This is a genomic window from Shewanella sp. KX20019 (assembly GCF_016757755.1).
Lineage (GTDB): Bacteria > Pseudomonadota > Gammaproteobacteria > Enterobacterales > Shewanellaceae > Shewanella.
Genome location: NZ_CP068437.1, coordinates 1,706,709 through 1,732,648 on the forward strand (window position 1 = coordinate 1,706,709; position 25,940 = coordinate 1,732,648).

Below are 25,940 nucleotides of genomic sequence, written 5' to 3' on the forward strand. Positions count from 1 at the left end.
TAAGGTTTTTTAATCATAGAATGAAAAAGCCCCCGCTGGGAGGGCTCTGGTCGCTTTAAAGCGTTGCCTACGAAAAAGCTATTTCTTGGTATGAAAAGCAAAGATAGGCCTTGGTCGGATACACTAAATATTAATGTAACAGGGAAAGTTCTAATGGGCAAATCCATTTTAGGTTTAGATTTAGGTACCAATTCAATCGGGTGGGCGCTATTGGCTGCGTCACATGACAACATACCTAACAGTATCATCGATTCAGGTGTAAGAATATTTCCTAAGGCGGTGCAAGATAAAACACCTACACCAAAAAATCAGGAGCGTCGTAACAATCGTCTAGCGAGACGGGTTATTCAAAGAAGGGCAAGAAGAAAGGAACGTTTAAAAAATTACCTTATTTCACTTAATTTATTACCTTCAATATTAAAAGATACGCCACAGCCAGAAATCACACTAAACACCTTTGGATGTCCATATCAACTTAGGGCGAAGGCGCTTGATCACGTTTTAGAACCATATGAACTAGGGCGTGTCATTTTACATATTGGGCAACGCAGAGGCTTTCAAAGTAACAAGAAAACCTTGTTGGGCAGGGATATGCTTGACGATCCTGATGTTATGGCAGTACTTCAGGATGAAGGTCTTATTGATGACTCAAATAAAGAAGAGAGAGCTTTTAAACAAGAGATAAGCGAGTTACGTCAATCAATTAACCATTCTGGCTTTCGTACTTTAGGCGAGTACTTAGCTTCGCTAGAACATCAAGACTGTAAACGAAATCGTAAAGGTACAAAACTAAGAACCGACAGGCAAATGTACCGTGATGAGCTTAAGATGATATTTAATGCTCAAGCTAACCACCACTGTCAATTAACAGAAAATGTCCAAATTGAGCTCGCAAACATCATTTTTCATCAACGACCACTAAAACTAAAAAGTGACCGAATTGGTAAATGTAGCCTAGAACCAAGAAAAAAAAGGGCTGCGCTAGCCAGGCTCGAAGTACAACAATTTAGGTACCTACAGGATATTAATCACCTTAAATATTTTGATCCTTACTCAGAGCAAGAGCTTTGGTTAACACAGGAACAAAAACTAAAACTGATCGAACTATTTGAGCAAAAAGATTTAGTTACCTTTCCACAAATATGTAAAACGCTTGGTCTAGATAACACCTACAAATTTAATTTGGATACGGGTAATAAAAAGTTAAAAGGTAACAGAACATCGTTTGCCATTTACAGCGTGCTGCCTTCGTGGAATGAAATCTCGCTAGATCAAAAGATTGATTTTGTTGAAGATTTAATTACCATTAATAAAAAGTCGGTGCTTAAAAAAAGGTTAATAGACCATTGGAAGTGTGATAGAGAAATAGCAGTTAAATTGTGCATGCTAGAGTTTGAGCCAGGGCATGCAAATAATAGCCTAAAAGCAATCAATAAAATGTTGCCTTTCTTACGAAAAGGGCGAATATATTCAGATGCTAGAGTTGCAGCAGGCTACGAATACGAAAGCCAAACTGGCAAAGTAGTCGATAGGTTAGGCCCTGCACCAGAAGTTAACAATCCAATAGTTAGCAGAGGTCTTAGTGAAGTAAGGCGTGTGGTTAATGCCATCATCGCTGAGTATGGGAAACCAGATGTTATTCACATTGAGATGGCGCGTGATCTTGAAATGAATACCAAAAAGTACGCTGCATTTGCAAAGCAACAGAAAGCCAATACCAAAGAAAATGATGAGGCTACAAAGAAATTTCAGCACATAGCATCCAAAACCGTACTTGCCACTAAATATCCCAACCATGAAATGAAGCTCCGCTATCGATTATGGAAGGCGCAAAATGAACAATGTGCTTACAGTGGGAAAATGATAGGGCTTGAGGAGTTATTTACAGCAAATATCGAAGTTGATCATATACTGCCATACAGTAAATCCTTTGATGACTCCTTCATGAATAAAGTTGTATGCACCCAAAAAGAAAATCAATATAAAGGTAATCGTACTCCCAAAGATGCGTATGACGGCAGTGAAGAGAAGTGGGAGCAAATCAGCCAGCGCATAAAGAAATGGCCTCAAGCTAAGCAAAGCAAATTTTATAAAACCTCAGAAGAGCTAATAAACGGGGAAGGCGACTTCCTATCGTCGCAGCTTAACGACACTCGCTATATCTGCAAAGAAGCAGGTCAATACTTAAAAAAATTAGGCGTTGATGTAACTTACCCTAAAGGTGTCATGACATCATGGCTGCGCTTTCAGTGGGGGTTAAATAATTTAATAGGTACAACAAATGAAAAAGAGCGTATCGACCATCGCCATCACACTATCGATGCAGCAGTCATAGCCTGTATAGACAGAAAACTCTACGATACTCTACGAAAGCAGGCTAAAAGCTTAGAGGAAAGTGATAGGGGCCTATCGATGAAAGACATCCATATAGAACCGCCTTTTGCAAGTATTCGTGAACAGCTAATGGAGCAATTATCCAAGCTAATAGTTTCCCACACGCCACAGCATAAAATTAGCGGGGCACTTCACAAAGATACCGGTGTCGGTTTTATCGACGGTATTGGCACTGTCTATCGTAAAGATTTAAATGGAGATTTCAGCTTGAAAAATGCCCAAAGCATTATCGATCCACAAGTGAAAAAGCAGGTATTAAGTCATTTAGCAAAATATGACAATAAGCCCAAAGACGCTTTCGCTGATGGTGAAATAGTTACCCATAAAGATAACAAAACGTCTATAAAAAGGGTGCGAGTTGTGCAGGCCAAAAATACCCTGGCTAGCCTACATAAAAGCAAATTGCCAATTACCGATAAACAGGGGAAAGTTTTTAAATGGTACGCATTTGGTAATACACACTGTGTCTATATTTTTAAACTCGATAATGGTAAGTACCGCACAGAATTTGTCACTGCTTATCAGGCTAAAACAGCAATTAACACAAAAATAGATAGCGAAGTTCAGCCTATGCTCACACTACATAAAAATGATTTGGTCGAGTTAACGGTTGATGGTGAAAAGCAGTTACATCGAATACAAAAATTAGAGAGTAAAGCTAATTCAATTCAAACAAGGTTGCACACTGCAGCAAGGAACAATGATAAATCTGAGGGTATTCGCCTGTCTGTACCTGTTTTAATGAATACCTACCAATTGAAGTTATTAAAAGTAAATGCAATAGGAAAATTACTTGATTAAGCGTGTTATCGATATTAGTCATGCTGCTTATCTGCACATTAAAGATAGGCAGCTGTGTATTGATAAAAATCGAGAAACGGTGGCCACTGTTGCAGTGGAAGATATTGGGGTGTTGTTACTGGCGCATAAGCAGGTGGTATTTACCCAATCAGTGATGGTGTTGTGCCAGCAGCACAATGTCGCGGTGATTTTTTGTGACGACAAACACCTGCCACTCAGCTTAAGCTTGCCGTTGTTCCAACCGAGCAGTTTGCATTCATTAGTCCTTAAACAGCAAATATCAGTAAGTAAACCAATACATAAACGCTTGTGGCAGCAGATAATTAAGCAAAAGATTATCGCTCAATCTGCTGCATTAATTCACTGTGGTAAGAGTCATGAAAAAATTGTCCATTTTGCCACAAAAGTAAAAAGTGGTGATCCTAATAATGTCGAGGCACAAGCTGCAAAGCATTATTGGCACGCCTTGTTTGGTGAAAACTTTAGGCGTAATAGAGAGCTAGAGGGCTTAAATCAGCTATTAAATTACGGGTATATGGTTCTTCGTGCTTGTGTGGCAAGGGCATTAGTCGGCTCAGGGTTGCATCCAGCGCTAGGAATATTTCATCAAAATCAATACAACAATCTCAGCTTAGCCGATGACATTGTTGAACCATTTCGACCGTTTGTCGATATTGCTGTATACGATCTGCAAGAACAGGGTGTACTAGAGGTCACACAGGAGGCTAAGCAAATATTACTCGGGCTAATATCTAAACGGGTAACCTTTAAGGGAGAAAGCATGCCATTGATGAATAGTCTTCATTTTATATCCGCCGACTTAAAGCGAAACTATACTAAGGAGATGGATACAATTATTTTTCCTACTCTATAATATGGAAACTTTTGGCGGAGCTGGCACCGTGTGGATTATTGTTCTTTTCGATTTACCAACCGATACGCCAGAGGCAAGGCTCGAATACACCCAATTTCGAAAAGGATTATTGAAAGATAGCTTTATCATGATGCAGTATTCGGTTTACATGCGCCATTGCAACAGCGATGAAAATGCAATGGTGCATGCAAACAGAGTAAGGGCAAGTCTTCCCGCCGATGGGGAGGTAAGAATAATAAAAATCACCGATCAACAATTTGGCAGAATCGAGGTTTATTATGGAAAAAAACGCCGTCCCACAGAGAATGCCCCTTCGCAGTTGGCGTTTTTTTAATGTCACTTTGCTAATTAGCTTAACAAAAAACAGCTGTTTATTGTGCAGGTAGTGTATCCGACCAAGGACTATCTGCAAATCACAACTTCCTGAGTTACCTCCACATACTGCTGAAAAGTGTATCCGACCAAGGACTATCTGCAAATCACAACTCGCTGAAACGAGATTCGCAGCGCGAAGATAGTGTATCCGACCAAGGACTATCTGCAAATCACAACAATATCATGGTGGCCAACTGCGAGGCCATTAGTGTATCCGACCAAGGACTATCTGCAAATCACAACCACGAGTCTTGTAAGTCCTCGTCATCAAAAAGTGTATCCGACCAAGGACTATCTGCAAATCACAACAAAGCGCGCCCCTGGCTCTGTCTATGAGCAAGTGTATCCGACCAAGGACTATCTGCAAATCACAACGTATTCCAAGCGGCCACGAACCCAGCTCAAAGTGTATCCGACCAAGGACTATCTGCAAATCACAACAAGTACGATAGGGATCACGCGCCCATCCTCAGTGTATCCGACCAAGGACTATCTGCAAATCACAACAGAGCTGGGGCTAACTGCTGCTGATCGCATAGTGTATCCGACCAAGGACTATCTGCAAATCACAACTATCTGATAAGGCTTTATCGGCGTCAGCGAAAGTGTATCCGACCAAGGACTATCTGCAAATCACAACCAACTCACTTGGTTATAAACTCACCTGGTGAGTGTATCCGACCAAGGACTATCTGCAAATCACAACAGTAAACCTTATTCAACTTGAAAGTAAGCTAGTGTATCCGACCAAGGACTATCTGCAAATCACAACCCAGACTCAGTAGAACCCCACGCATTCGCCAGTGTATCCGACCAAGGGCTATCTGCAAATCACAACTTGTAACATCTCGACCATCTCGACCATCTCAAATGTCTCAGTGTATCCGACCAAGGACTATCTGCAAATCACAACGACCTAAAAAGTCTTCCCATGTTCCAGCCCAACCAGATTGGCTCAATACCATTAGATAACCCTTTTAAGTTAATTTCTTTACAGCAGGGATATCCGCGGCAGCCCAATCAACATCCCAAAGTTCACTGCTATTGAGCCAGCGGGAGTCAATATGCTCAGTGAACGTGATATCCGTTGTATCTAAGTGACAAAGGAAGCAATGCATAGTGATATGAAAATCTGGATATTCATGATTAACGGTAATAAGTAACTTCAGTCCACTTACTGTAACTTTAAGCTCTTCGTAGAGCTCTCGCTCAATTGCAGTTTTAAGTGATTCGCCAGCTTCTACTTTTCCGCCTGGGAACTCCCATTTATGGCTTATGTAATCTAAAGCTGCTGGACCGCGCTGTACGGCAAGATATTTTCCATCACGTTGAATAATGGCTGCTACGACTTCTATTTGTTTCTTCATATGCATTCTAGGTTTTAAAAGTTATTCGCTCTATTGGTGAGCAATGCTACATCGTTTGGTAAGTCGAGCACATGCATTTTTTTATGACAATTAGGGCATAGCGCAACAGTGTTTTCTGGAGTATCAATACCATTACGAGAGAGCCATATAATATGATGGGTCTCTAGATAAGGCTCGCCTTTCAGGTTATTAAATGGTGCAGGCAGATGGCACAGCTGGCATATTCCGTTGGCTAATCTTTTTGTATATTCGACTACCCACACATTTCGGTCATAAATTGTAGTTGTTTGCTGTGAGCAACTTATCTTTCGAGTAGATTGGCTAGCACGTTTAGCGAGCTCTTCTATGCTAAGCCTCTTAGCTTTCTTCTGTTTCACTTTATATACGTGCAGTTTATCTTCAGCTAAAACGCTATGAAATTTAGAATTAAGTTGAAGGGGGAAAATATAGACTTGGCGGAGGTTACCATTTTGATCTGGCTGCTGTTCGGTGTATGGGGTGTCAACCAGAATTACTTCGCCTGTGTAGGTATATTCCTTGTCTCGAAATACTTCAAAAAGGTGAACTGATATACCATTTGTTTTGCAGTTACTTAGTGTTTTATTTTGCAAGAAGTTCAGGCTTTGATCGCCTGTAGTGCCCATTCCGGTGTAATGCAGTGTATCTATGTCCCATCTATCATCGTAAATAGATTTGATGTGATTTGAAACTATGACCAGTGAATTAGTAGAGTTAGATTTTCTCATTCCACCTTGAGGGCTGCAGCCAAACGTATTACACAATTGTTTGTTGTTTAGTTTATCCCCCTGAATCAGTCGAGCTATCGCACTTTTCGTCATGTGGTTATCCACTAATAAGGCTATGTTTTAAAAGTATTTGTAGTTGTATTTTTACACGTTTTCAATCTCTGGAACAACCCTGCCAGGTAAATTTCGGTGGCTTATTATCATGAGGTAAGCTCTAAGACCTACTTGATTTACTGAGCATGATGCGAGGATATAGTACTCAATAAAATAAGGCTGCATTACTAGTTGATTATGAAATATGATGGTGGATATATAGTGCTCCAAGATTGGCTAAATATGATAAGGAAAGTTATCCATGGTTGGATTAGGTGATATCGAAGCATTTTTCTCATTGAGAGATAGGTTCAAAAAATGGCGTAAGCCTGAGCCTATCGTTACTAATACAGCACAGAGGTTTATTCGGCTTTTTGAAGCTCATGGAATAGCCAGGGGGCAAATCCCTCGTATTTTTGGCTATAAACTTACTATTCATCAAGTTGAAGATGAGACCGAACTTCTGAAGGCGTTAGATTGCAATTTGTTGCAAGCTGCCGCAATGCTCTTTGGCATAAAACTGGAGTGGTTGGAAGGTGGTACTGATGAGTTGTATGAGCTTAGGCACTTTTACAAACAGCCAAAGTTGTTTGGTGACTGGATGGACTCCTTGTTGCCCGCTGCTGGTGGAAGTAAAGTCGATGGCTGGTTGTTAACAACGAAGTACACGACTGATGAATACGATACATTAATTTTAATGAGAGAGCAGATCGGTGAGCTCGGAGAAGAAGCTATTTACCGCTATCATTTCTGCGAATTGTGGGTTTATGGTTACTGGAAATGTAGAGCTGATATTGCCGCATGTATAGCGCAAGCCTGGAAGCGTAATTGTTATGTATCAGGACGTCACATTAATCCTAGAGTCTTTAGTAAAGTCACTTCCCTTAAATATGTGCCTGATAGTCAGCTGGATCTGACAGAAATTAAAGGTAAAAGGTTTAACGCGGAAAAGCTCACTACAAGTCCTGAGTTTTACTCACAAGCTTTGAACGAAGGTCAATTCGGGATAGATAACGCAATTGCCCTATGGCTTGATTATCACCAGCAAAGCCTAATGGATTCTGGTTTTGGTGATTACGAGAGGTCGTTTAAAAAGTTATTATCTGCTTAGCTCTTTGATTAATAATTGATTATGGTTAATTGTTCTAAAATGATATTGTGTATGAAAATCTCATATGGATGTGTATTTGTGAAACAGCTCTCTTTCCTTTTGTTTGCTTTGTTATTCCTTTCGGCGTGCTCAGCGCCAACCCGTAGTGATAAAGATGACTTTTTTGTCGTTTCATTGGGCAACATACCGATAGACAAGATTGAATTTTTTGTTGATTGTTTATCTGATGGCTTTCAACAGTCTCATTCCGGTATAACAAATTTCGAGGTTCGACAATTCAACCGTGCTAATGGTTATAGAGTAGAAACTTATACCGGTAGTTTTAATTATCTTTTGGTGAGTGCAGATGTGTTTAACGATGGCAAAGTTGTACTAAATGAGAGTATTAGTGCTGGTTGGATAAATACTACAGGCGAGAAAGGTGCTTTCGCTAATTGCTTACACGATTTTACAGCTAATGGTACTGAAGGTTAATTTGATATGAGTGATAAAAATGGTCGAGTTTCAAATCAACCTGTTAACCCTAATAGGAATCAAAAAGATATATTTCCAAGCTTGCTGAAGGCTTCTATGATAGTTGTTGTATTTGCAGCAATTGGTATTTTGGTTTTATATTTCTTTCAGTTCAAAGGCTCCTTAGGTACACAGGAAACCTTTGCGCAGTTTGGTGATTTTATCGGTGGTACGCTCAACCCAATCTTGGGCTTTGCCACTGTTAGTTTACTCATTTGGTCTATACGTCTGCAGATGAAAGAATTGAGGTTAACAAGAGAAGAGCTAACAGCAACCAAAGAAGAAGCAGAAAAAAGTCGTCTTGCACTTGAAGGACAAGTTGCGCATTTAGAAAAGGAAGCGCGCTTGAGCGAGCTAGACCGGTTACTAAATGTTCAGTTGAATAAGTATCAAGAGTTGCTGAAAAACAAAGTGATAAATCAAAATAACCTGAGGGCTGAACTAAATATAAAAAAATCTCCCAATGAGCTAGTGACTTGTGAAAGCGTTATTGAAGGAGTGATTTTTGATGAAGTGTTAGATCAAGAACAGATTGAAAATTTAGGTATCTATATAAACTACCTTCATTGCTCTGGTACGAAAGATGGAATGCAGTGGCAAGAGATAGAACAGGTGGGTATTAGCATAGGGGAGTTAGTCAAAAAATATATAGAAATTTATCCAAGTACTGAATTTCGCTACGTATATTTACCTCAAGCGAAAGCCTTGCTAAGAGATTTATATGATTGCCTTGGAACTGGTGAGCTCATAGATGCAAACCTCAACCTAGATCCAAGCTTTAACGCTAATAGGAAAAACAAATATTCGGAGACCAACTTTCATGTAGTTTGATGGCTAGATTAGCCCCTATATCTTCGGTATACCTGCTGACAGCATCCTTCGTAACAATGGCATGCCTACCTAGTTTTTTTGAGTTGAAAATGATTGTTGCTGAAGCATGAATCATTACCTCAAGTAAATGCTAGAAAGCTCCTGTTTCTCTTGTTTCTCCAGTTTAGCGTCCCAAGCAAATGACAACATTAAATTGCCGTAGAGGCACTGCTCTTGGTCGGGTACATTTCGAGACGATAAGCATGTAGCTATCAGTTTTATCAAATAAATTCGCGTTTTCTTATTGGTTACGATACTTTCCGCCATATTCTGTCATGGCAGCATAAAGTTATTTTTTGCATTGGTTTTTTTTATATATTGGCCTAATGGAAAATTTTAGTTTCAATTGCTGCTGGAACATAGGTTTAAAGTAAACTTAAATGAGTAAAGTATTTAAATTAAAGAAGTTTTTCACGTTGGAAGAGGCAGCTAATTACTTGTCATCTTCTCTGGAAGAGCAAGTCTCTTTAACTGATATTTATATGTTTGCACTAGAAAAGCAACTAACCTTGTCAGTTCGATTGCTTAATCAGGCATATGCACTAAACGGGCAGTTTATAACTCAACCATATATCGACAATAACGGCCATCCAGTAGCGTATGACTTGGTGACGAACGAGGCTTTAGATGAAGAATATCTAATTTCCTTAGATGATTTCTTGGAGGTTGAAGACAATAAGTGGCTTGCATTTAACGACAAAGTGCATCTTATCGATGGTATTTGGGATTTGGCCATGATTGGGATGGAGACTTTAGATGTTGAGCAGCTTTATCAAAAAGAGGTTGGTGGACCAGAGCCATTAGTTGCTCCAATATCAGGGCTCTTTCTAAAGCGAGAAGGGTTGATCTGTAAACTTCAAAATAGCCTCTTACCTCCACCAATACTCGAAAATATGGTGATATTGGAACAAGAAATGGAGAGTTTTTTACACCCTAAAGGCCTAACAATAGATGATTTTTTAAATTGTGATGAGGTATCAGAATGCTTAAGTAGAGCTGAAATCGACTCCTTAGGACAACTGTCTGACATCATGCAAGTTGAGCTTACTGATGATGAGAAGTTTGAAGATTCAATTACTCTTGAAGATCATAGTTGTCAATTTGTCATTAGAAAAAATGAGCTAACACGTTTTGAGAAATCGCTAAATGAAGAAGATTCGTCACCAATTCAAACTGAGGAATCATTAGGTTCAAAACAGCGTAATACGCTACTTGTTCTCATTGGTGCCTTGTGTCATGCGCTAAACATTGATCCCTCAGCACGAGGGGTAACCCCATCTGTAGAGGCTATGACAGAGTTGATAGGTGTTCCTTTATCTGATGATTATATTCGAGACACATTAGCTGACGTTGAAGCTGCTATAGAAAGAAGACAAAAATAAAAGAATCCTATTTAGGAATTTGGTTTTCCTAAATAGGATTTAGCAATACACCAATTCGATAACCTCTTGGCTTTCCAATAAGTAGCTAAGAGGTTTTTTTATGTCCAAAAAATTAATGCGCCTTCCTGAAGTTAAACAGAGGGTTGGTTTATGTCGTAGCAGTATCTATTCACGTATTTCTAAGGGGGAATTCCCTACAAGCATCTCATTAGGTGATCGCGCGGTCGGTTGGCTTGAATCAGATATTGAGCAATGGCTTGATGAGCGCATTGCGGCATCTAAGGTGGCTAACGATGAGTAAGCGATTTAACCCTAATAGAGTCAAAGTCCATCGCAGTTATACAGTTAAGGATGCTAGTGAAACTATAGGTGCTCATGTAAAAACTGTACGTAATTGGATACATGCCGGTTTGCCGGTTATCAAAGAAACCGGTCCTTTACTAATTCAAGGTGCTGACTTGAAGCTGTATTTAAAGCAGAAGCGCAAAACATATCTGCATCGATGTGAGCTTAATGAGATGTTCTGTTTTAAATGTAAAGTCCCTAAAAAGCCAAGCATTGATTCAGTTGAATTTATAGCTGTACCTTCAGGTAGTGCGCAAATGACTGGCCGTTGTGCTGAGTGTGATAAGCAGTCAAATAAGTTCGTTTCTTGGCGTGACCTTAACCAAATTTGGACGGAACTAGGTGGGAAATTACCGATAGCTGAAAAGCACTTAATCCTGAGAGGTCAAAAGCCCTTAAATTATCCTTTTGCTAAGGTATTTAATGATGAAAAAAAATAGCACTAAAAACACCCGAATTATATACGAGTATGCAAAGTATTTGAGGGAAGCAAAACAATTAGATGACTCAACAATTGACGGTGTAATGAAGTCAATTAATCGGTTTGAAGATGCGACAAATTACCTCGACTTTAAGAAGTTTGGATCTAAGCATGCTATTGGGTTTAAGAAGAACCTGCTTGCTCAAAAATCGATAGTGACAGGGGGAAAGTTAAGTAAGGCGACGGTGCTGACTACCATGCGCCACTTGAAAGGTCTTTTTAAATACCTAGTGACACAAAAAGACTATCGAGCAAAAATAAACTACAGCGATATTGAATATTTCAATTTGTCTGAAAAAGATACTCGCATTGCCAATGCAAAGCGTAAAAGGAATGTGGCGACGGTTGAGCAAATTATGCAAACCTTGGAAGCGATGCCGTATGACACAGCATTAGAAATGCGTGATAGAGCGTTATTCTCATTTGTTCTCTTAACTGGTGCAAGAGATGGGGCGGTTGCTTCAGTAAAGATTAAGCATGTCGATCTTGCTGACAAAAGCTTTTATCAGGATGCAAGGGAGGTTAATACAAAGTTTAGTAAAAGCTTTACCACTTATTTTTTTCCAGTGGATGAATTGCCATCAAAGATTTTGACTGAGTGGATTGATTATTTGATTAAAGAGCTTGGATTTAAGCAAAGTGATCCGCTGTTTCCAAAAACTAAGTTGGCACACAATAAAAATCAACAGTTCGAAGCTGTTGGTTTACATAAGGAGCATTGGAGTAATGCAAATCCAATACGTAAAGTCTTTAAACAAGCCTTTGAAGCTGTTGGTTTACCTTACTTTAATCCTCATAGCTTCCGTAATACTTTGGTAAGGCTAGGTGAGAACCTTTGCCGAACGCCTGAAGAGTTCAAAGCATGGAGTCAGAACTTAGGGCATGAAAGCGTGTTGACCAGTTTTTATAGCTATGGTGATGTGCCTGATTACAAACAAGCCGAACTATTGCGTAAATTAGCTGAGCCTGCTGAAAGTACCTCTTCAGATGTGGAAGAGGAATTTAAGCAATTCCAACAATTTCAAGCAATGATGGCGAAATCTAAAAGTATACCCAACTAACCTAATTAGCTGGTATCAAAAAACATTCGTATATTGATACCAGCTTTCTTTATTGAATGTTGGTATCACAAAATTAGGGTGTAGCTTTAATGGTACTTTAATTATATGATACCCCTTTATTTGATACCTTTTTCAAAAGAGAGTGGCCCATGCGTATCTTTTCCTATTGCCGTGTTTCTACAACAGAGCAAACCACCGAGAATCAGATTCTTGCTATCCGACAAAAAGGGTATGAGGTAAATGATGCTCGCACTATCAGTGAAACGGTCTCAGGTTCCGTTGAGGCAATGAAACGTGAAAAGTTCAAGATGCTTATCAATCACCAGATGGAGCGTGGGGATATGCTGGTGGTACTTAAACTAGACCGTTTAGGCCGCGATAACATTGATGTGCAAAACACCATTAACCTACTTACAGATAAAGGCATCAAGGTTGCTTGCCTGGATCTCCCCGTAGCAGATCTATCAAGTGCTGAGGGCAAGTTGATGTTACAGATGTTTTCGGCCTTTGCTGAGTTCGAGCGAAACCGGATCAGAGAGCGAACAAAAGAAGGCCTTGAAAGAGCAAAAGCTCAAGGCAAGAAGCTTGGTAGACCAGAAGCTCACGCCACAACAGTATTAGTTCAAGCAAAAAAAGCTGAGGGGTTATCTCAATCTAAAGCGGCAGAAACATTAGGTTTGGGGATTGCGACAGTTAAGAGGCATTGGAACAAAGCCAATCAGAGCTAACTACTTGAACTCTAGAGCAAGATCATTGTTTATTATCCAATTTTCTCATATTCTCCTTACAGCTCATTAAACATTACGAATGTGATAGATTAATCAGACTAACATGACAGATCGAATTGTATGGAACTTAAAGTGCGAAGCTTTAAAAACCTGGATAGAGAAGCAAAAGGATAACGGATGATCCCTAATTACCAAGAGTTTATGCGTCCATTTCTTGAAATTGCTCAGGCTGCAGATGGTGCTGAGGTCAAGCTTAGAGATGTCATCAATCAAATTGCAGACCAGTTTAACCTCTCTGAAGATGAGCGAACTGAAACACTTCCTAGTGGCAGACAGAGTACTCTGGATAACCGCATTGGCTGGGCGCGTACCTATCTCACCAAAGCTGGTCTACTTGAAGTTACCAGGCGAGCACATTTTGTCATTACAGACAGAGGCATTAAGGCACTGCAAGACCCAAATACTCTTATCAATAATCACTATTTGAAGCAGTTTGATGAGTTTATCGCCTTTAAAGAACAAAAGAATGACTCCTCCAGCACGGAAAAGGCTTCCACTGAGGTAATAGAAAGTTCAGCCAATGAAACTACACCAGATGAAGTGCTAAGAGCTGCTTACAAACAGATTAACGACGCGTTAGCTTCAGACATCTTGTCTCGAACACGCAAAGTGTCCCCAGCCTTCTTTGAGCAACTACTTATCGACCTGCTACTAGCAATGGGCTATGGCGGTAGTGATGAAGGAATGGCTCATACCCTGGGTAAAAGTGGTGACAATGGTGTTGATGGTGTCATCAACCAAGACCCATTGGGTGTTGACCAGATATACATTCAAGCGAAACGGTACGCAGAAGGTAACAATGTCAGTTCTGGGGATATTCGTGGCTTTTTTGGCGCGCTTAACCTAAAGAAAGCGCAAAAAGGGATTTTTATTACCACGTCGGAATTCACGTCATCAGCAACTCAAACAGCTAAAGACCTAGGTATGCGTATCGTTCTTATCAATGGTAAGGAGTTAGCAAAACTGATGCTGCGTTACAACATTGGTAGCCGTGATGAGCAGGTGTTAAGCCTGAAGAAAATAGACGAAGAGTTTTTTGAAGTTTGAGGGCAGTTGAATGACAAAGTCAGAAGCACAAACTCGTGTGGAGTTAATTGACAAAGAATTAGAACTTTCAGGTTGGAATATATTAGATCCTACACAGGTAGCGCATGAATTTGACATCCTTGTAAGCTTACCTGAAGGGATCAAAGAGCCTCAAACTCCTTATCAGGGTCATCAGTATAGTGATTACGTGCTTTTAGGTAAGGACGGAAAACCACTTGCTGTCGTTGAAGCTAAGAAATCAAGCACAGATGCAGAAATCGGTCGGGAGCAAGCCAAGCAGTACTGCTACAACATTCAAAAGCAGTTAGGCATTGAACTTCCGTTCTGTTTTTATACCAATGGACATGAAACTTATTTCTGGGACCTTGAAAACTATCCTCCTCGTAAAATTTTTGCTTTCCCTTCTAGGGATGATTTGGAGCGTTTTCAATATATCCGCCGAAATAAAAAATCACTAACTCAAGAATTTATTAACAAAGATATCGCAGGTCGAGATTATCAAATTAGAGCTATTCGTTCAGTACTAGAAGGTATCGAAAATAAAAAACGTGAGTTCTTACTGGTTATGGCAACAGGTACGGGAAAAACTCGTACTTGTATTGCCTATGTCGATGCGATGATGAGGGCTGGGTATGCAGAACGAGTGCTGTTTCTTGTCGACAGAATAGCACTAAGAGAGCAAGCTTTATCAGCTTTTAAAGAACATCTACCGAACGAGCCACGTTGGCCTAACGTTGGTGAGAAAATAATAGCAAAAGATAGGCGCATCTATGTCTCAACCTATCCAACAATGCTTAATATTATTCAGGACGAGCAACAACATCTGTCTCCCCATTTTTTTGACATCATTGTTGTAGATGAAAGCCACCGCTCTATTTACAATACTTTCGGCGAAATCTTAAAGTATTTCAATGCCACCCTATTAGGGTTAACGGCTACGCCTATCAACACTATAGACCGTAGTACTTTTGAGCTTTTTGATTGTGAAGACGGCTTACCAACCTTTGCCTATACCTACGAAGAAGCGGTAAACAATACTCCTCCGTATTTGAGTAATTTTCAGGTAATGAAAATACAAACGAAATTCCAGATGGAAGGAATAAGCAAGCGCACCATTTCACTTGAAGACCAAAAAAAGTTGATTCTTGAAGGCAAAGAAATAGAAGAGCTTAATTTTGAAGGGACTCAGCTAGAAAAGCAGGTAATTAACCAAGGAACTAACACTCTAATTGTAAAAGAGTTTATGGATGAGTGCATTAAAGATAGTGATGGTGTTTTACCAGGAAAAACAATTTTCTTTTGTTCTTCGAAAGCTCATGCTCGTCGCATTGAAAGTACGTTCGACAAGCTTTTCCCACAGTACAGTGGAGAACTAGCTAAGGTATTGGTTTCTGATGATCCTAGAGTGTACGGTAAAGGTGGGTTGTTAGACCAATTTACTAAAAACGACATGCCTCGGGTAGCTATTAGTGTTGATATGCTCGATACAGGCATCGATGTACGTGAGCTAGTAAATTTGGTGTTTGCGAAACCAATTTATTCTTATACCAAGTTTTGGCAGATGATAGGACGAGGAACACGCTTGCTTGAACCAAAAAAAATCAAACCTTGGTGTACTGAAAAAGACGCATTTTTAATAATTGACTGCTGGGATAATTTTGAATACTTCAAACTTCAACCTAAAGGTAAGGATCTCAAATCTCAACTTCCTTTGCCTGTAAAGCTAGCTGGTTTACGTATAGATAAAATTGAAAAGGCGATTGATATTGGAGAGCAAGAAGTTGCTCGGCGAGAGACAGAAAAATTACAGCAACAAATCGAACACTTACCGAATAGCTCAGTAATCATCAAAGAGGCTTCTGCGCTTTTAGATAAATTAACTGAACATGGTTTTTGGGAATCATTAGATCATCAAAAACTAGAATTTTTACGAACAGATATAAAGCCACTATTTAGAACTGTATCGAATACAGATTTTAAAGAAATGCGATTTGAACGTGACCTATTGGAGTATTCTCTAGCTGCTTTAAGTGAAGAGAAAGAAAAAGCACTGGCACTAAAAGCCGGAATTGTAGAGCAAGTAAGTGAACTCCCTCTTACTGTACCTTTTGTCAAAATAGAAGAAACCTTAGTGCGTAATGCTCAAAGTAATCATTATTGGAGCAATATAAGTGAAAATGAATTAGACCACCTTTGTAGTAAGCTAGGACCATTGATGAAGTTCCGTGAACAAGAACGAGATGGTAAATCGCAGGTCCATCTGAACCTCGTAGATAGCCTCCACAAAAAAGAGATGGTTGAGTTCGGTCCTCAGCATGAAGCGGTGAGCATTTCACGCTATAAAGAGATGGTTGAAGAACTGATTATTGAGCTGACAAAAAACAACTCTATTTTACAAAAAATTCAAGCTGGTGGAAATGTTGGTGGTGATGAAGTCATTCTACTTGCTGACATTCTTCATGCTGAACATCCGCACATTACGCAAGATCTTCTTCGACAAGTATATAAAAATAAGAAAGCCCAGTTTATTCAGTTCATACGTCACATTCTAGGAGTTGAGATTCTTGACAGTTTTCCAGAAACTGTTGGCAAGGCGTTTGAGGATTTCATTCAGACACATACTACACTGACTAGCCGACAGTTAGAGTTTCTGTCGTTGCTAAAAAATGTAATAATAGAGCGAGAAAAAATCGAGAAAAAAGATCTCATTAGCACACCATTTACAGTGATACACCCTCAAGGAATTCGTGGCGTCTTTAGCCCTAATGAAATCAATGACATCTTACAGCTAACAGCGCAGTTAGCTGCCTAATTAATAGAGAATAATCATGCTACAGCATAACGCAGAACTCAAAAGTAAAATCAACCAACTTTGGGATAAGTTCTGGTCTGGTGGTATCTCAAATCCCCTGACAGCAATTGAACAAATTACCTATTTACTTTTTATGAAGCGTTTAGATGAGTTAGATCTAAAGAAGCAGCTGGATGCTGAATGGACCGATGAGCCCTATAAATCAAAGTTTGAAGGTAAGTGGGTACCACCAGAGTTACGCAGTAAAATTCCTGACAATGCTTCTGAGTTAGAGAAGATTGATTATCGTGCTAACGATGAGAAAAAACATGGTATCGACAGAAGAGGTTTGCGCTGGAGTCAATTTAATAAAAAACCAGCAGAACAAATGCTGGAGCATGTGCAAACGAAAGTTTTCCCATTTTTAAAAGATTTAAACGGGACAGAGTCGAATTTTACACACCACATGAAAAATGCGGTGTTTATTATTCCAAAACCGTCTTTGTTAGTCGAGGCTGTAAAAACCATAGATGAAATATTTGTCATAATGGAGAAAGATGCGAAGCAAGGACAAAATTTTCAGGATATTCAGGGTGATGTATACGAATTTCTATTGTCTGAGATTGCTAGTGCGGGTAAAAACGGTCAGTTTCGAACACCACGTCATATCATCAAGCTTTTAGCTGAATTAGTTCAACCAAAACTTGGTGATAAAATTTGTGACCCAGCATGCGGTACTGGTGGTTTTTTGCTTGGCGGCTATCAATACATTGTTACTCAGCTTGCTCTTAAAGCTGGTACAAAGGATTTAATCCCTGATGAAGACGGTTTCATTCGAACATCAGTTGCTTCTACTCTAACTCCGGACGCTCAAGCGATACTAGATACCAGTTTATTTGGCTTTGACATCGATGGCACGATGGTACGCCTAGGTTTAATGAACCTGATGATGCACGGAATTAGTGAGCCACAGATTGACTACAAAGATACGTTGAGTAAAACCTTCGAGGAAGAAGGTCAATACAACATTATCATGGCTAACCCCCCCTTTACAGGAAATGTAGATAAGGGCGATATTAACGAACGTTTCCAATCGGGTACGACTAAATCTGAATTACTGTTTATGGAAAACATCTATCACCTTTTAAGAAAAGGTGGTACAGCCGGTGTGATCATTCCTCAGGGAGTTTTAACCGGAAAGGGAAAAGCTTTTCAATTTATAAGAAAGCAATTGATTGAACGCTGTGACTTCAAAGCTGTGATTAGTATGCCTAGTGGTGTGTTTAAACCTTATGCAGGGGTAAGTACTGCAATCTTAATCTTCACTAAAGTATGGGGGCCTAAGGAAAAAATTAGCACGCCAGCTACTGAACGTGTTTGGTTTTATGATATGGAACGCGATGGCTACAGTCTAGATGATAAGCGTATTAAAAAAGAAGATTTTGGTGATCTTCAGGATATTATCTACCAATATAATGGCTATATTAGTGAGGAGCACTCACAAAAACAAAATAAAGAGTGGGATAGAACTAAGAAATGTTTTGCTGTTCCTTTTAAAGAAATAGAATCTGAAGGTTATGATCTTAGCTTTAATTGCTACAAAGAGCATACTTTTGACTCAGTTGAATATGAGTCGCCTTTAACGATTGTTGAACGATTAATATCTTCAGAGGTGGGAGAGCTATCAGAAAAAGATATATCCAAAATCGAAAGTGGGATTGTTAGAGACTTGTTGGATTTGAGAGGGATGATTAGTGAGCAGTAATCGCCAGTTAACAGTTGGTGATATTGTCACTATAACTAAAGGTAAGAAACATACGGTTTCCGAATCACCATCAACATTCTCAAAAAGAATCATTTTAATCGATGACTTACGAAATGATAGAACGATTCGATTTACTGATGATGTCAAAGGAACGGAAGTTAACTCTAGTGATGTAATGATTGCTTGGGATGGCGCTAATGCAGGGACTATTGGTTTTGGAAAATCAGGCTTTTTAGGCAGTACAATCGCTCGTCTCCGTATAAACGAACTAGACAAAATAAATACTCAATTTGTAGGGTATTTTTTAAAGTCGCAGTTTGAATACCTGAGAGAAACATCTACAGGTGCCACTATACCGCATATAAATCGACGCGCGTTAGAAAAAATCTCTTTTCCGAGCATTGATATTCATGAACAAGTTAGAATTTCACAATTGCTTGGAAGAATTGAGAATATTATAGCTGAGCGTATCGAGCGGAAAAACCAGCTAGATAATTTGGTTAACAGTGTTTTTTTTGAAATGTTTGGAGATCCTGTTCATAACGAAAAGTTATGGAATAAGCTCCCATTAGGGGACTTACTTTCTCAAATAGATAGTGGCTGGAGCCCAAAATGTGAATCTGTGTCAGCCAATGACGACCAGTGGGGGGTATTGAAGCTTGGAGCTGTTACATCGGGAGCCTTTAAACAAGAAGAAAATAAGGCAATGCTACCTAATTCCGAGCCAAAGATTCAGCATGAAGTGAAAAATGGAGACTTACTTTTTAGCCGTAAAAACACCTATGAACTGGTCGCAGCAACTGCATTTGTACATGAAACTCGTTCTAAACTACTTTTACCTGATTTGATATTTCGACTTGTTATCAAAGATGAAGGTGAGATTCACCCTGTATATTTGTGGAAGTTGCTTTCATACCCTTCGCAACGTAAAAAAATACAAAGCCTTGCAGCAGGCGCTGCTGGCTCAATGCCAAATATATCTAAAGCTAACCTGAAGACGGCGTTACTTCCTGTTCCAAGTATTGAACTACAGCTTAAATTTGTTGAAATTTCCAATAAAATAGAGGCAATAAAAAATTTATTTCAGAATAGTCTTAATGATTTAGAGCTCCTATATGGTTCACTAAGCCAAAAAGCGTTTAAAGGTGAACTGGATCTAAGCGCTGTTCCCTTACCTGAATATCTTAATGAAAAAGCTGATCAAGACGAAGATGTTGAAAATGAACTCCTAGCTATAAATCAAATACAAAAGAAGCTTGAACGCATAACTAAACCTCTTGAGTCGCTCACTAAGCCATTAGAGCAGATAAAGAGTATTACTAGGCCGATTGAACAAATAACAAAAAGCTTAGAAGCTATTATTTTGCCTAAAGTCATGCCGGATTTAAGTAAGGACAAAACACGGAGAAAGTGGCTAATCAAATTATTAAAGGAGTTTCTAATGGACTCTGATACAAACTCTTTTTCTCTACCTGACTTTTGGGAGGCGGCCCAAAACTGGATCGGAAAGTTTGAACAAGAAGATTGTGAAAGCCTTTGTTTTTCAATCAATGACTATGAAGTTCTTAAAGATTGGCTATTTAAAAAGCTGCGAACCGGAATGATCCTACAGGTGTATCAAGAAGCCTCAAATAGTATTAAGTTTAAGGTTAGCCAAAAATGAAATTAGTTCGCCTTAAAGTAACAGACCCAATGGGCTTTCGCAGCTTACAAGAGGGGTTTGAGTATGTTTTTCGTTCAGAATGGACCCTTCAAGATGAATCTTCCAAGAAGCCTCAGTTTAGTGAAAAAGGCTTCGCACCCTTTGTTTGTGCGGGCCCCAATGGCAGTGGTAAGTCTAACCTTCTAGAAGTTCTAGCTGCAATATTCTACCACTTAGAATGCATGTATTTAGATAACCTTCCGCCAGCGTTTGGTTATGATGAAGAGACTAATAAGACTGGTTTCAGAAGTGATAGCGCTAATCCCGATGGTTTTGAAATTGAATACTTAATACCGATTGGAAGTGATGATGTACGGATACATGCACATGTATTGATCACAAAAGAAATAGGCATGACACCTAAGGTGCAATGGCTAAATCGTGATGAGTTATACAAAGATCATAATCCACTTTCTCGAGATGAAATTAAGCGGTTACTTCCAGATTTTGTATTAGGCTATTCTTCAGGTGAAAACGAAGTACTCAGCTTGCTTTTTTTTAAAATGAGATTTGTTCAATTTGATGAGTATTGGGGGGCATTAAGAGATCAACTTCCTTACTCTGGTCGCCCTGAAACTCGTATGGCTTATATGGACAATTCATATAGCCAAGCGATTCTGCTTTGTAATTTGCTATATAACGAAGTAGAAGCGAGAGAGCTTTTTGAGTTGGATATGGGGCTAGGTGCTTTGCATGAGTTTCGTATTGTAATCAAACGAAGTATTGAGGTTAGCCGAGAGCAAGCTGACTTGTTTGGGCTAAAACACCCTGCTCTGGCTGTAGATGAGGAAAGCAATAGATACACTCTGAACCTTGTTGATCTGTTAGAAGCTGACGAAGACTCTTCTGATAGATTTGATCCTATGATCACTAGATTAAAGCGATGTGCTACTTGTTTCTTTGTAGATGAGGAAACAGATACTTTATATCTGGATTATTGTGTCAATAGCGCCACTAGAGAAGCCTTTGCTGAAAACTTTAGTTTTGCTGTTAACAAATCTCCCATTGAGTTGTTTCAAGCTTTCCAGGTATTGCTATCGCTTAACTTGTATACAGTCAGCGAGCAACTTAAATCTGATTTATATCAATCAGATAGTTTATACGTTAATGAAACAGTGCCTACGTTAGCTTCTGATGAACGGATCATGCGTTTTAAGAACTTTTGGTTTAATAAAGAAGGGATACAAGAGCCTGTTTTGCTTAAGTCTTTATCTGATGGAGAACATCAGCTCTTACATAGCCTTGGACTGTGCTTGCTATTCAAGGATACCAATAGTTTATTTCTATTAGATGAGCCTGAGACACATTTCAACCCTGCATGGCGCTCAAACTTTATTAGCCGTCTAAGAGCGTGCTTTCCTGAAAAAGATAAAGCGCAAGCAAGCCATGAGATGTTAATTACGACGCACACACCGTTTTTAATTTCTGATAGCGAGCGTCATAAGGTTATGGTCTTTGATAAAAATCCTGAAAGTAATCAGGTCACTATTCAGCATCCAGAATATAAAACCTTAGGCGCATCGATAAACAAAATAACCATAGAAACGTTCGGAAAGCACGAGACTATCGGTGGCTATGCTCATAAGTTGCTAGATGATTTCAAAGAAGAGTTCAAAAAAGAAGGGGTGGATATTGATAGCTTGTTAAAGCGTATTGATAATCGACTCGGTGATTCTGTTGAGAAGCTCTTACTTATGAAAACGATAATGGACAGTTTAAAGGAACAGGACTGATGCTCTTTCCGTATCAATTTTTAGACCATAAAATGAACACAATGCAAGAATACATCCAGTTCATTTTAGAAGATGTATGGTGTATTGCTATAGATGGAGTGGACTATGAAATCGATACTTTATTTGCTGCTAAACCTGACCTAAGGGATATGATAAAAGAGCTCGATATTCATGATGTTGAAGTTAAAGGGGCTAAGAACTTTCTTGGTCCTTTAAACTCTCTTTTTGAAAAGTTCAAGCTGTTAAATGCTGTTCAAAAGCAGCAGTTTAAAGATTGGTTTGCCCTTAATAATGATATTAAAAAGCTTTGTGAAGATGGGGACCGGTGTACTCCTGCTACTTATGAAGCAATTAAAGCTCTATATCCTGAAGCTCAGTATCCTGGTTTAGTCAGCGAGCTTGAGAAATTTTATAAAAATATGTACTCAGGCGACTTTCTGAAGTTAGCATCAGTTAGAGAGCGAATAGGACTCATTGCGGATCATAATCTGAAGTTTACTCAATTGAACGACCGAGATGTATGCCCTTTCTGTGGGTTGTCAGGTATTTTAAATCAGTTTACTAAGCCACGTGAGGCTTATGATCATTATTTCCCCAAAGGAAAATATCCATTCAATAGCATTAACTTCCTTAACTTAGTGCCAGCTTGTCCTCATTGCAACAGCAGTTACAAATTAGCAAAAGATCCAAATATAGAAAAACCTGATACAGCTAAGGCTAAAGCTAAAAACCCTTTACGAGTCCCACGTAAGGTTTTCTATCCTTACGCCAATTATACGAATCTAATTAACTTATCTCTGAGTATCCAAACCCAAGATTGGAAGAGTTTAGAGGCTACCGATGTAACTCTAAATATGGGACCTGCCTTAATCAGGCCGGAACTTGATACATGGGATGATTTATACGGGATTTCTGAACGTTTCAAGGCCGAATGTTGTTCTAAAAATTCAGGTAAAGCGTGGCTATCCGAAATATTTGAACGCTCAAAGAAATTAGACATGCCCACGTTAAAATATGTTACTGCGATAGAGTTTAATAGTGATCTAGACCCTTTTGTAGACAAACGATTTCTTAAAAAAGCTTTCATATTAGGCTGTTGTGATGCGGGGTTGTTTGACAATTAGTAGTTGTTACTTTCCATGACTGATACGCCCCCAGCTGTATTGCAATGTTTTAACCTAAGCCTGGGCTAACATTTATATGGGGGCTGTCTTTAGTGTAGTTATTGACTTCGGAAATAGATTAGCTTGATTTTTTCGGTGCTGTAATATGCTCGCTCCACCAGCACATAAGCTCTCTGCGCCGCTCAATGTAGTCGGCTCGGTTATAAGCCGCTCTTACTGTGTTCTTATCTACGTGGGCGAGTGATACCTCAATAAGCTCAGCATCAAAGCCTTGTTCGTTTAGTGTAGTGCTGGCTAATGCACGTAGCCCGTGCGCCACTAGACGGCCTTTGTAGCCCATACGCTTAATAGCCATATTGGCCGTTTCAGTGTTGGTATGTCTGTTCGGGTTTCTGTCTGCAGGAAATATGTATTCCAAGTGACTACTGATTGGCTCCATGCGCTTTAGTAATGCGAGAACTTGAGGTGTTAAAGGGATTATGTGCTCACGCTTCATCTTCATGCGCTCAGCAGGGATCACCCATAGCTTTTTATCAAAATCTATCTCAGCCCACTTAGCCATAGCGGCTTCCGCTGGGCGGGTCATCGTATGTAATTGAAGTTCAATCAAGCAGCGAGTTGTCACCTTGATACTGGCATAAGATAAGTCCTGCATAAATTCAGGTAGCTCACTAGGTTTGATTGTGGGCATTTGACGCTTCTCTGGGACACCAAACGCAGCCGCTATGCCAATAAGCGGGTTGGAGTGAATTACGCCTGTATTAACTGCAAAGGTCATCACTTCATTAAGCCAGCTGATCACACGTCTACAAGTTTCTACGTGTCCTTTGCCCTCTAATGGTTTGAGCACTTGAATGACCTGTGGGGCGGTTAAGGTGCTGATTGGTGTTTCGCCTAGGGCAGGGAATAGGTATAGCTCTAATCTGCGATAAAGCTTCCTTGAGTGATTTGTAGATACTTTTTGTTTTTTTACTTCGAACCAAGTATCAGTAACAGCTTTAAGGGTATTAGCTGCATCCGTTTTAACTGTTTCTTCTTGTTGCTGAAGGTGATATTGAGGGTCTATGCCTTTGGCAAGCAACTCTCGGGCAGCATCTCTGCGTTTTCTTGCTTCTGCTAGCGGCACATCAGGGTAGGTGCCGAGGCCAAGGTTAGTACGTTTTTTCGTAACAGGGCGGGTATAGTTGAGCAGCCAAAATTTTGAGCCACTCGGCTTTATTCTAATTGATAAGCCACGACCATCAGCAAGGTTGTATTCTTTCTCTTTAGACTTAGCGTTTGCAACTTGTGTTGCTGTGAGTTGCTTAGTGGTATTGGCCATGAATGTAACACGATTATGGGATTTGGATTCGATGTTACATTGAGTGTGACATAAAACTCAAGCTGCTATGGGATGACAATAAACGCTATTGTACGCTAAGCTATTGATTTTACAAATCTCAGGCAGAAAAAAAGACGTCCTGAGACGTCTTCGTTCCTATATTTGGTGGAGGCGGCGGGGCTCGAACCCGCGTCCAAAAAGCCTACATCCAAGGCGCTACATGCTTAGTCTCTCTTTTGGTTAACCTTGCAAGCTCCGAAAGACAGGATATTACAAGGCGAGTTCAGTACTGTTTCGCGGTTCACCCCTGAACGTGGTTCCCTCGCTATCAAATGTGAGATGACCATCTATAAACCAAACCCATTTGAGAAGTTTCGGCAAGATGGCTAGCTAGCCTAAGCTGCTAGAGAGTAGTTAGAGTCGTTTGCAACTATAACAGTGCGGCTTTTTACGAGGCCAACCGCCCCTCGGCATGCTCCCAGGGTTTCGAGAATCTTGTCGAATCCAGAATCGCCCCCAAGTACAATATGATTGTAACGCGTCACATCTTGTTTTACCAAGCATAAAAACCGCATTAGCAACCGATTGTTCGTTTTACACCCGTTATTGAAAGAACTGACGTTGAAACTACTGCTGTACCGCTTTCTTTATGGTACGCGCTTTTTCAATCTGCCATTCGCGATCTTTAGTATCGTCACGCTTATCATGTTCTTTCTTACCTTTACCCAGGCCAATCTCTATCTTTACCCATGCACCTTTTTGCCAGTACATTGAGATAGGAACGATTGAGTAACCTTTACGGTCCACTAAGCCTTGTAATTTATCTAGCTCTTTACGTTTGAGCAGTAACTTACGCGAGCGCAACGGATCGCACACTACGTGAGTAGAGGCGGTATTGAGTGGCGCGATAGTACAACCAAAAAGATAGGCTTCGCCTTCTCTTAGAAATACATAGCTTTCAGACAAGTTTACCTTGCCCATACGAATAGACTTAACTTCCCATCCCATTAGGGATAGGCCTGCTTCCATTTTCTCTTCAAACTTATAGTCGAAAGTCGCGCGTTTATTACGGGCGATTGAAGCGGAAGTGTTCTTTGATTTTTTTGCGTTTTTCTTAGCCATAGGCTGGCTATTATACGCAGGCAAGCAGGATTTGGAATTAGGCAAACCGAAATATTCACTTATTTGTGGATTCTCTGATGCGTTTGTCTGCTTTTTGAGCACTTAAAGTTGGCTAAGTGCGTCAAAGATGCGTT

At 39.8% G+C, this 25,940-nt stretch carries 21 protein-coding genes, 1 other RNA gene and 1 CRISPR repeat array; of the genes, 17 read left to right on the plus strand and 5 right to left on the minus strand.

Features of this window, described 5'->3' with window-relative positions; all coding sequences use genetic code 11:
* Positions 1-153 precede the first annotated feature (153 nt).
* From cas9 to cas2, 3 genes are read left to right on the plus strand one after another with little or no spacing between them, the layout of a single operon-like run.
* Positions 154-3,195: a type II CRISPR RNA-guided endonuclease Cas9 gene (cas9, locus tag JK628_RS07490; RefSeq protein WP_202288896.1), complete on the plus strand. Its 3,042-nt coding sequence runs from the start codon at positions 154-156 to the stop codon at positions 3,193-3,195.
* Positions 3,188-4,069, plus strand: a complete 882-nt coding sequence (gene cas1 / locus JK628_RS07495) for a type II CRISPR-associated endonuclease Cas1 (protein WP_202288897.1) — start codon at positions 3,188-3,190, stop codon at positions 4,067-4,069. The genes cas9 and cas1 overlap by 8 nt, the downstream gene beginning before the upstream one ends.
* A gap of 28 nt (positions 4,070-4,097) precedes the next feature.
* Positions 4,098-4,403, plus strand: coding sequence for a CRISPR-associated endonuclease Cas2 (gene cas2, locus JK628_RS07500; protein WP_202288898.1), 306 nt, complete (start codon positions 4,098-4,100; stop codon positions 4,401-4,403).
* A 50-nt stretch (positions 4,404-4,453) separates the two neighbouring features.
* A CRISPR array of direct repeats spans positions 4,454-5,357; the repeat unit is 36 nt; unit sequence AGTGTATCCGACCAAGGACTATCTGCAAATCACAAC.
* A 64-nt stretch (positions 5,358-5,421) separates the two neighbouring features.
* On the opposite strand, the gene JK628_RS07505 is transcribed toward cas2, so the two are convergent.
* Positions 5,422-5,811 carry a (deoxy)nucleoside triphosphate pyrophosphohydrolase gene (locus JK628_RS07505; protein WP_202288899.1) on the minus strand — a complete coding sequence of 130 codons (390 nt, stop codon included), beginning with the start codon at positions 5,809-5,811 and terminating at the stop codon, positions 5,422-5,424.
* A 14-nt stretch (positions 5,812-5,825) separates the two neighbouring features.
* Positions 5,826-6,650: an HNH endonuclease gene (locus JK628_RS07510; RefSeq protein ID WP_237524166.1), complete on the minus strand. Its 825-nt coding sequence runs from the start codon at positions 6,648-6,650 to the stop codon at positions 5,826-5,828.
* 262 nt (positions 6,651-6,912) lie between these two features.
* On the opposite strand from JK628_RS07510, the gene JK628_RS07515 reads away from it, so the two are divergent.
* The 14 genes from JK628_RS07515 (at position 6,913) to JK628_RS07580 (ending at position 23,363) form a co-directional block, all read left to right on the plus strand.
* Positions 6,913-7,761 carry a hypothetical protein gene (locus JK628_RS07515; protein WP_202288901.1) on the plus strand — a complete coding sequence of 283 codons (849 nt, stop codon included), beginning with the start codon at positions 6,913-6,915 and terminating at the stop codon, positions 7,759-7,761.
* Between the two features lie 78 nt (positions 7,762-7,839).
* Complete coding sequence (locus tag JK628_RS07520) at positions 7,840-8,235, plus strand: hypothetical protein (protein ID WP_202288902.1); 396 nt, start codon at positions 7,840-7,842, stop codon at positions 8,233-8,235.
* 6 nt (positions 8,236-8,241) lie between these two features.
* Entirely contained in the window at positions 8,242-9,105 is an 864-nt protein-coding gene (locus JK628_RS07525; RefSeq protein WP_202288903.1) for a hypothetical protein, read from the plus strand.
* Positions 9,106-9,524: 419 nt separating this feature from the next.
* A complete protein-coding gene (locus JK628_RS07530; protein WP_202288904.1) occupies positions 9,525-10,526 on the plus strand; it encodes a hypothetical protein in 1,002 nt (333 codons plus the stop codon).
* Between the two features lie 100 nt (positions 10,527-10,626).
* Positions 10,627-10,827: a helix-turn-helix transcriptional regulator gene (locus tag JK628_RS07535; RefSeq protein ID WP_202288905.1), complete on the plus strand. Its 201-nt coding sequence runs from the start codon at positions 10,627-10,629 to the stop codon at positions 10,825-10,827.
* The gene (locus tag JK628_RS07540; RefSeq protein WP_202288906.1) at positions 10,820-11,311 is read left to right on the plus strand and encodes a helix-turn-helix domain-containing protein; all 492 of its coding nucleotides are present in this window, start codon (positions 10,820-10,822) and stop codon (positions 11,309-11,311) included. The genes JK628_RS07535 and JK628_RS07540 overlap by 8 nt, the downstream gene beginning before the upstream one ends.
* Complete coding sequence (locus JK628_RS07545) at positions 11,295-12,413, plus strand: tyrosine-type recombinase/integrase (protein ID WP_202288907.1); 1,119 nt, start codon at positions 11,295-11,297, stop codon at positions 12,411-12,413. Before JK628_RS07540 ends, JK628_RS07545 begins: the two co-directional genes overlap by 17 nt.
* A 149-nt stretch (positions 12,414-12,562) precedes the next feature.
* Entirely contained in the window at positions 12,563-13,141 is a 579-nt protein-coding gene (locus tag JK628_RS07550) for a recombinase family protein (protein WP_202288908.1), read from the plus strand.
* Positions 13,142-13,318: 177 nt separating this feature from the next.
* The gene (locus tag JK628_RS07555; protein WP_202288909.1) at positions 13,319-14,248 is read left to right on the plus strand and encodes a restriction endonuclease; all 930 of its coding nucleotides are present in this window, start codon (positions 13,319-13,321) and stop codon (positions 14,246-14,248) included.
* Between the two features lie 10 nt (positions 14,249-14,258).
* On the plus strand, positions 14,259-17,060 hold the full coding sequence (locus tag JK628_RS07560; protein WP_202288910.1) for a type I restriction endonuclease subunit R: 2,802 nt from the start codon (positions 14,259-14,261) through the stop codon (positions 17,058-17,060).
* Between the two features lie 16 nt (positions 17,061-17,076).
* Positions 17,077-18,804 carry a type I restriction-modification system subunit M gene (locus tag JK628_RS07565; RefSeq protein WP_202288911.1) on the plus strand — a complete coding sequence of 576 codons (1,728 nt, stop codon included), beginning with the start codon at positions 17,077-17,079 and terminating at the stop codon, positions 18,802-18,804.
* A complete protein-coding gene (locus tag JK628_RS07570) occupies positions 18,794-20,467 on the plus strand; it encodes a restriction endonuclease subunit S (RefSeq protein ID WP_202288912.1) in 1,674 nt (557 codons plus the stop codon). The genes JK628_RS07565 and JK628_RS07570 overlap by 11 nt, the downstream gene beginning before the upstream one ends.
* The gene (locus JK628_RS07575; RefSeq protein WP_202288913.1) at positions 20,464-22,239 is read left to right on the plus strand and encodes a restriction system-associated AAA family ATPase; all 1,776 of its coding nucleotides are present in this window, start codon (positions 20,464-20,466) and stop codon (positions 22,237-22,239) included. The genes JK628_RS07570 and JK628_RS07575 overlap by 4 nt, the downstream gene beginning before the upstream one ends.
* Before the next feature lie 32 nt (positions 22,240-22,271).
* Positions 22,272-23,363, plus strand: coding sequence for an HNH endonuclease (locus tag JK628_RS07580; protein WP_202288914.1), 1,092 nt, complete (start codon positions 22,272-22,274; stop codon positions 23,361-23,363).
* Positions 23,364-23,481: 118 nt separating this feature from the next.
* On the opposite strand, the gene JK628_RS07585 is transcribed toward JK628_RS07580, so the two are convergent.
* The 3 genes from JK628_RS07585 to smpB all read right to left on the minus strand — a co-directional run bounded on the left by JK628_RS07585 (position 23,482) and on the right by smpB (position 25,806).
* A complete protein-coding gene (locus JK628_RS07585; protein WP_202288915.1) occupies positions 23,482-24,684 on the minus strand; it encodes an integrase domain-containing protein in 1,203 nt (400 codons plus the stop codon).
* A gap of 163 nt (positions 24,685-24,847) precedes the next feature.
* Positions 24,848-25,202, minus strand: a transfer-messenger RNA (tmRNA) gene (gene ssrA / locus JK628_RS07590).
* A gap of 109 nt (positions 25,203-25,311) precedes the next feature.
* Positions 25,312-25,806, minus strand: a complete 495-nt coding sequence (smpB, locus tag JK628_RS07595; protein ID WP_202288916.1) for an SsrA-binding protein SmpB — start codon at positions 25,804-25,806, stop codon at positions 25,312-25,314.
* Between the last annotated feature and the right edge of the window lie 134 nt (positions 25,807-25,940).

Excerpts from the sequence above, each read along its gene's own strand:
- JK628_RS07540 (WP_202288906.1), top strand. The coding sequence starts at position 10,820 with ATGAGTAAGCGATTTAACCCTAATAGAGTCAAAGTCCATCGCAGTTAT.
- JK628_RS07510 (WP_237524166.1), bottom strand. The coding sequence starts at position 6,650 with ATGACGAAAAGTGCGATAGCTCGACTGATTCAGGGGGATAAACTAAAC.
- JK628_RS07545 (WP_202288907.1), top strand. The coding sequence starts at position 11,295 with ATGATGAAAAAAAATAGCACTAAAAACACCCGAATTATATACGAGTAT.
- JK628_RS07525 (WP_202288903.1), top strand. The coding sequence starts at position 8,242 with ATGAGTGATAAAAATGGTCGAGTTTCAAATCAACCTGTTAACCCTAAT.
- JK628_RS07515 (WP_202288901.1), top strand. The coding sequence starts at position 6,913 with ATGGTTGGATTAGGTGATATCGAAGCATTTTTCTCATTGAGAGATAGG.
- JK628_RS07575 (WP_202288913.1), top strand. The coding sequence starts at position 20,464 with ATGAAATTAGTTCGCCTTAAAGTAACAGACCCAATGGGCTTTCGCAGC.
- JK628_RS07580 (WP_202288914.1), top strand. The coding sequence starts at position 22,272 with ATGAACACAATGCAAGAATACATCCAGTTCATTTTAGAAGATGTATGG.
- JK628_RS07530 (WP_202288904.1), top strand. The coding sequence starts at position 9,525 with ATGAGTAAAGTATTTAAATTAAAGAAGTTTTTCACGTTGGAAGAGGCA.
- smpB (WP_202288916.1), bottom strand. The coding sequence starts at position 25,806 with ATGGCTAAGAAAAACGCAAAAAAATCAAAGAACACTTCCGCTTCAATC.
- JK628_RS07505 (WP_202288899.1), bottom strand. The coding sequence starts at position 5,811 with ATGAAGAAACAAATAGAAGTCGTAGCAGCCATTATTCAACGTGATGGA.
- JK628_RS07535 (WP_202288905.1), top strand. The coding sequence starts at position 10,627 with ATGTCCAAAAAATTAATGCGCCTTCCTGAAGTTAAACAGAGGGTTGGT.
- cas9 (WP_202288896.1), top strand. The coding sequence starts at position 154 with ATGGGCAAATCCATTTTAGGTTTAGATTTAGGTACCAATTCAATCGGG.
- JK628_RS07560 (WP_202288910.1), top strand. The coding sequence starts at position 14,259 with ATGACAAAGTCAGAAGCACAAACTCGTGTGGAGTTAATTGACAAAGAA.
- JK628_RS07565 (WP_202288911.1), top strand. The coding sequence starts at position 17,077 with ATGCTACAGCATAACGCAGAACTCAAAAGTAAAATCAACCAACTTTGG.
- JK628_RS07585 (WP_202288915.1), bottom strand. The coding sequence starts at position 24,684 with ATGGCCAATACCACTAAGCAACTCACAGCAACACAAGTTGCAAACGCT.
- JK628_RS07555 (WP_202288909.1), top strand. The coding sequence starts at position 13,319 with ATGATCCCTAATTACCAAGAGTTTATGCGTCCATTTCTTGAAATTGCT.
- JK628_RS07550 (WP_202288908.1), top strand. The coding sequence starts at position 12,563 with ATGCGTATCTTTTCCTATTGCCGTGTTTCTACAACAGAGCAAACCACC.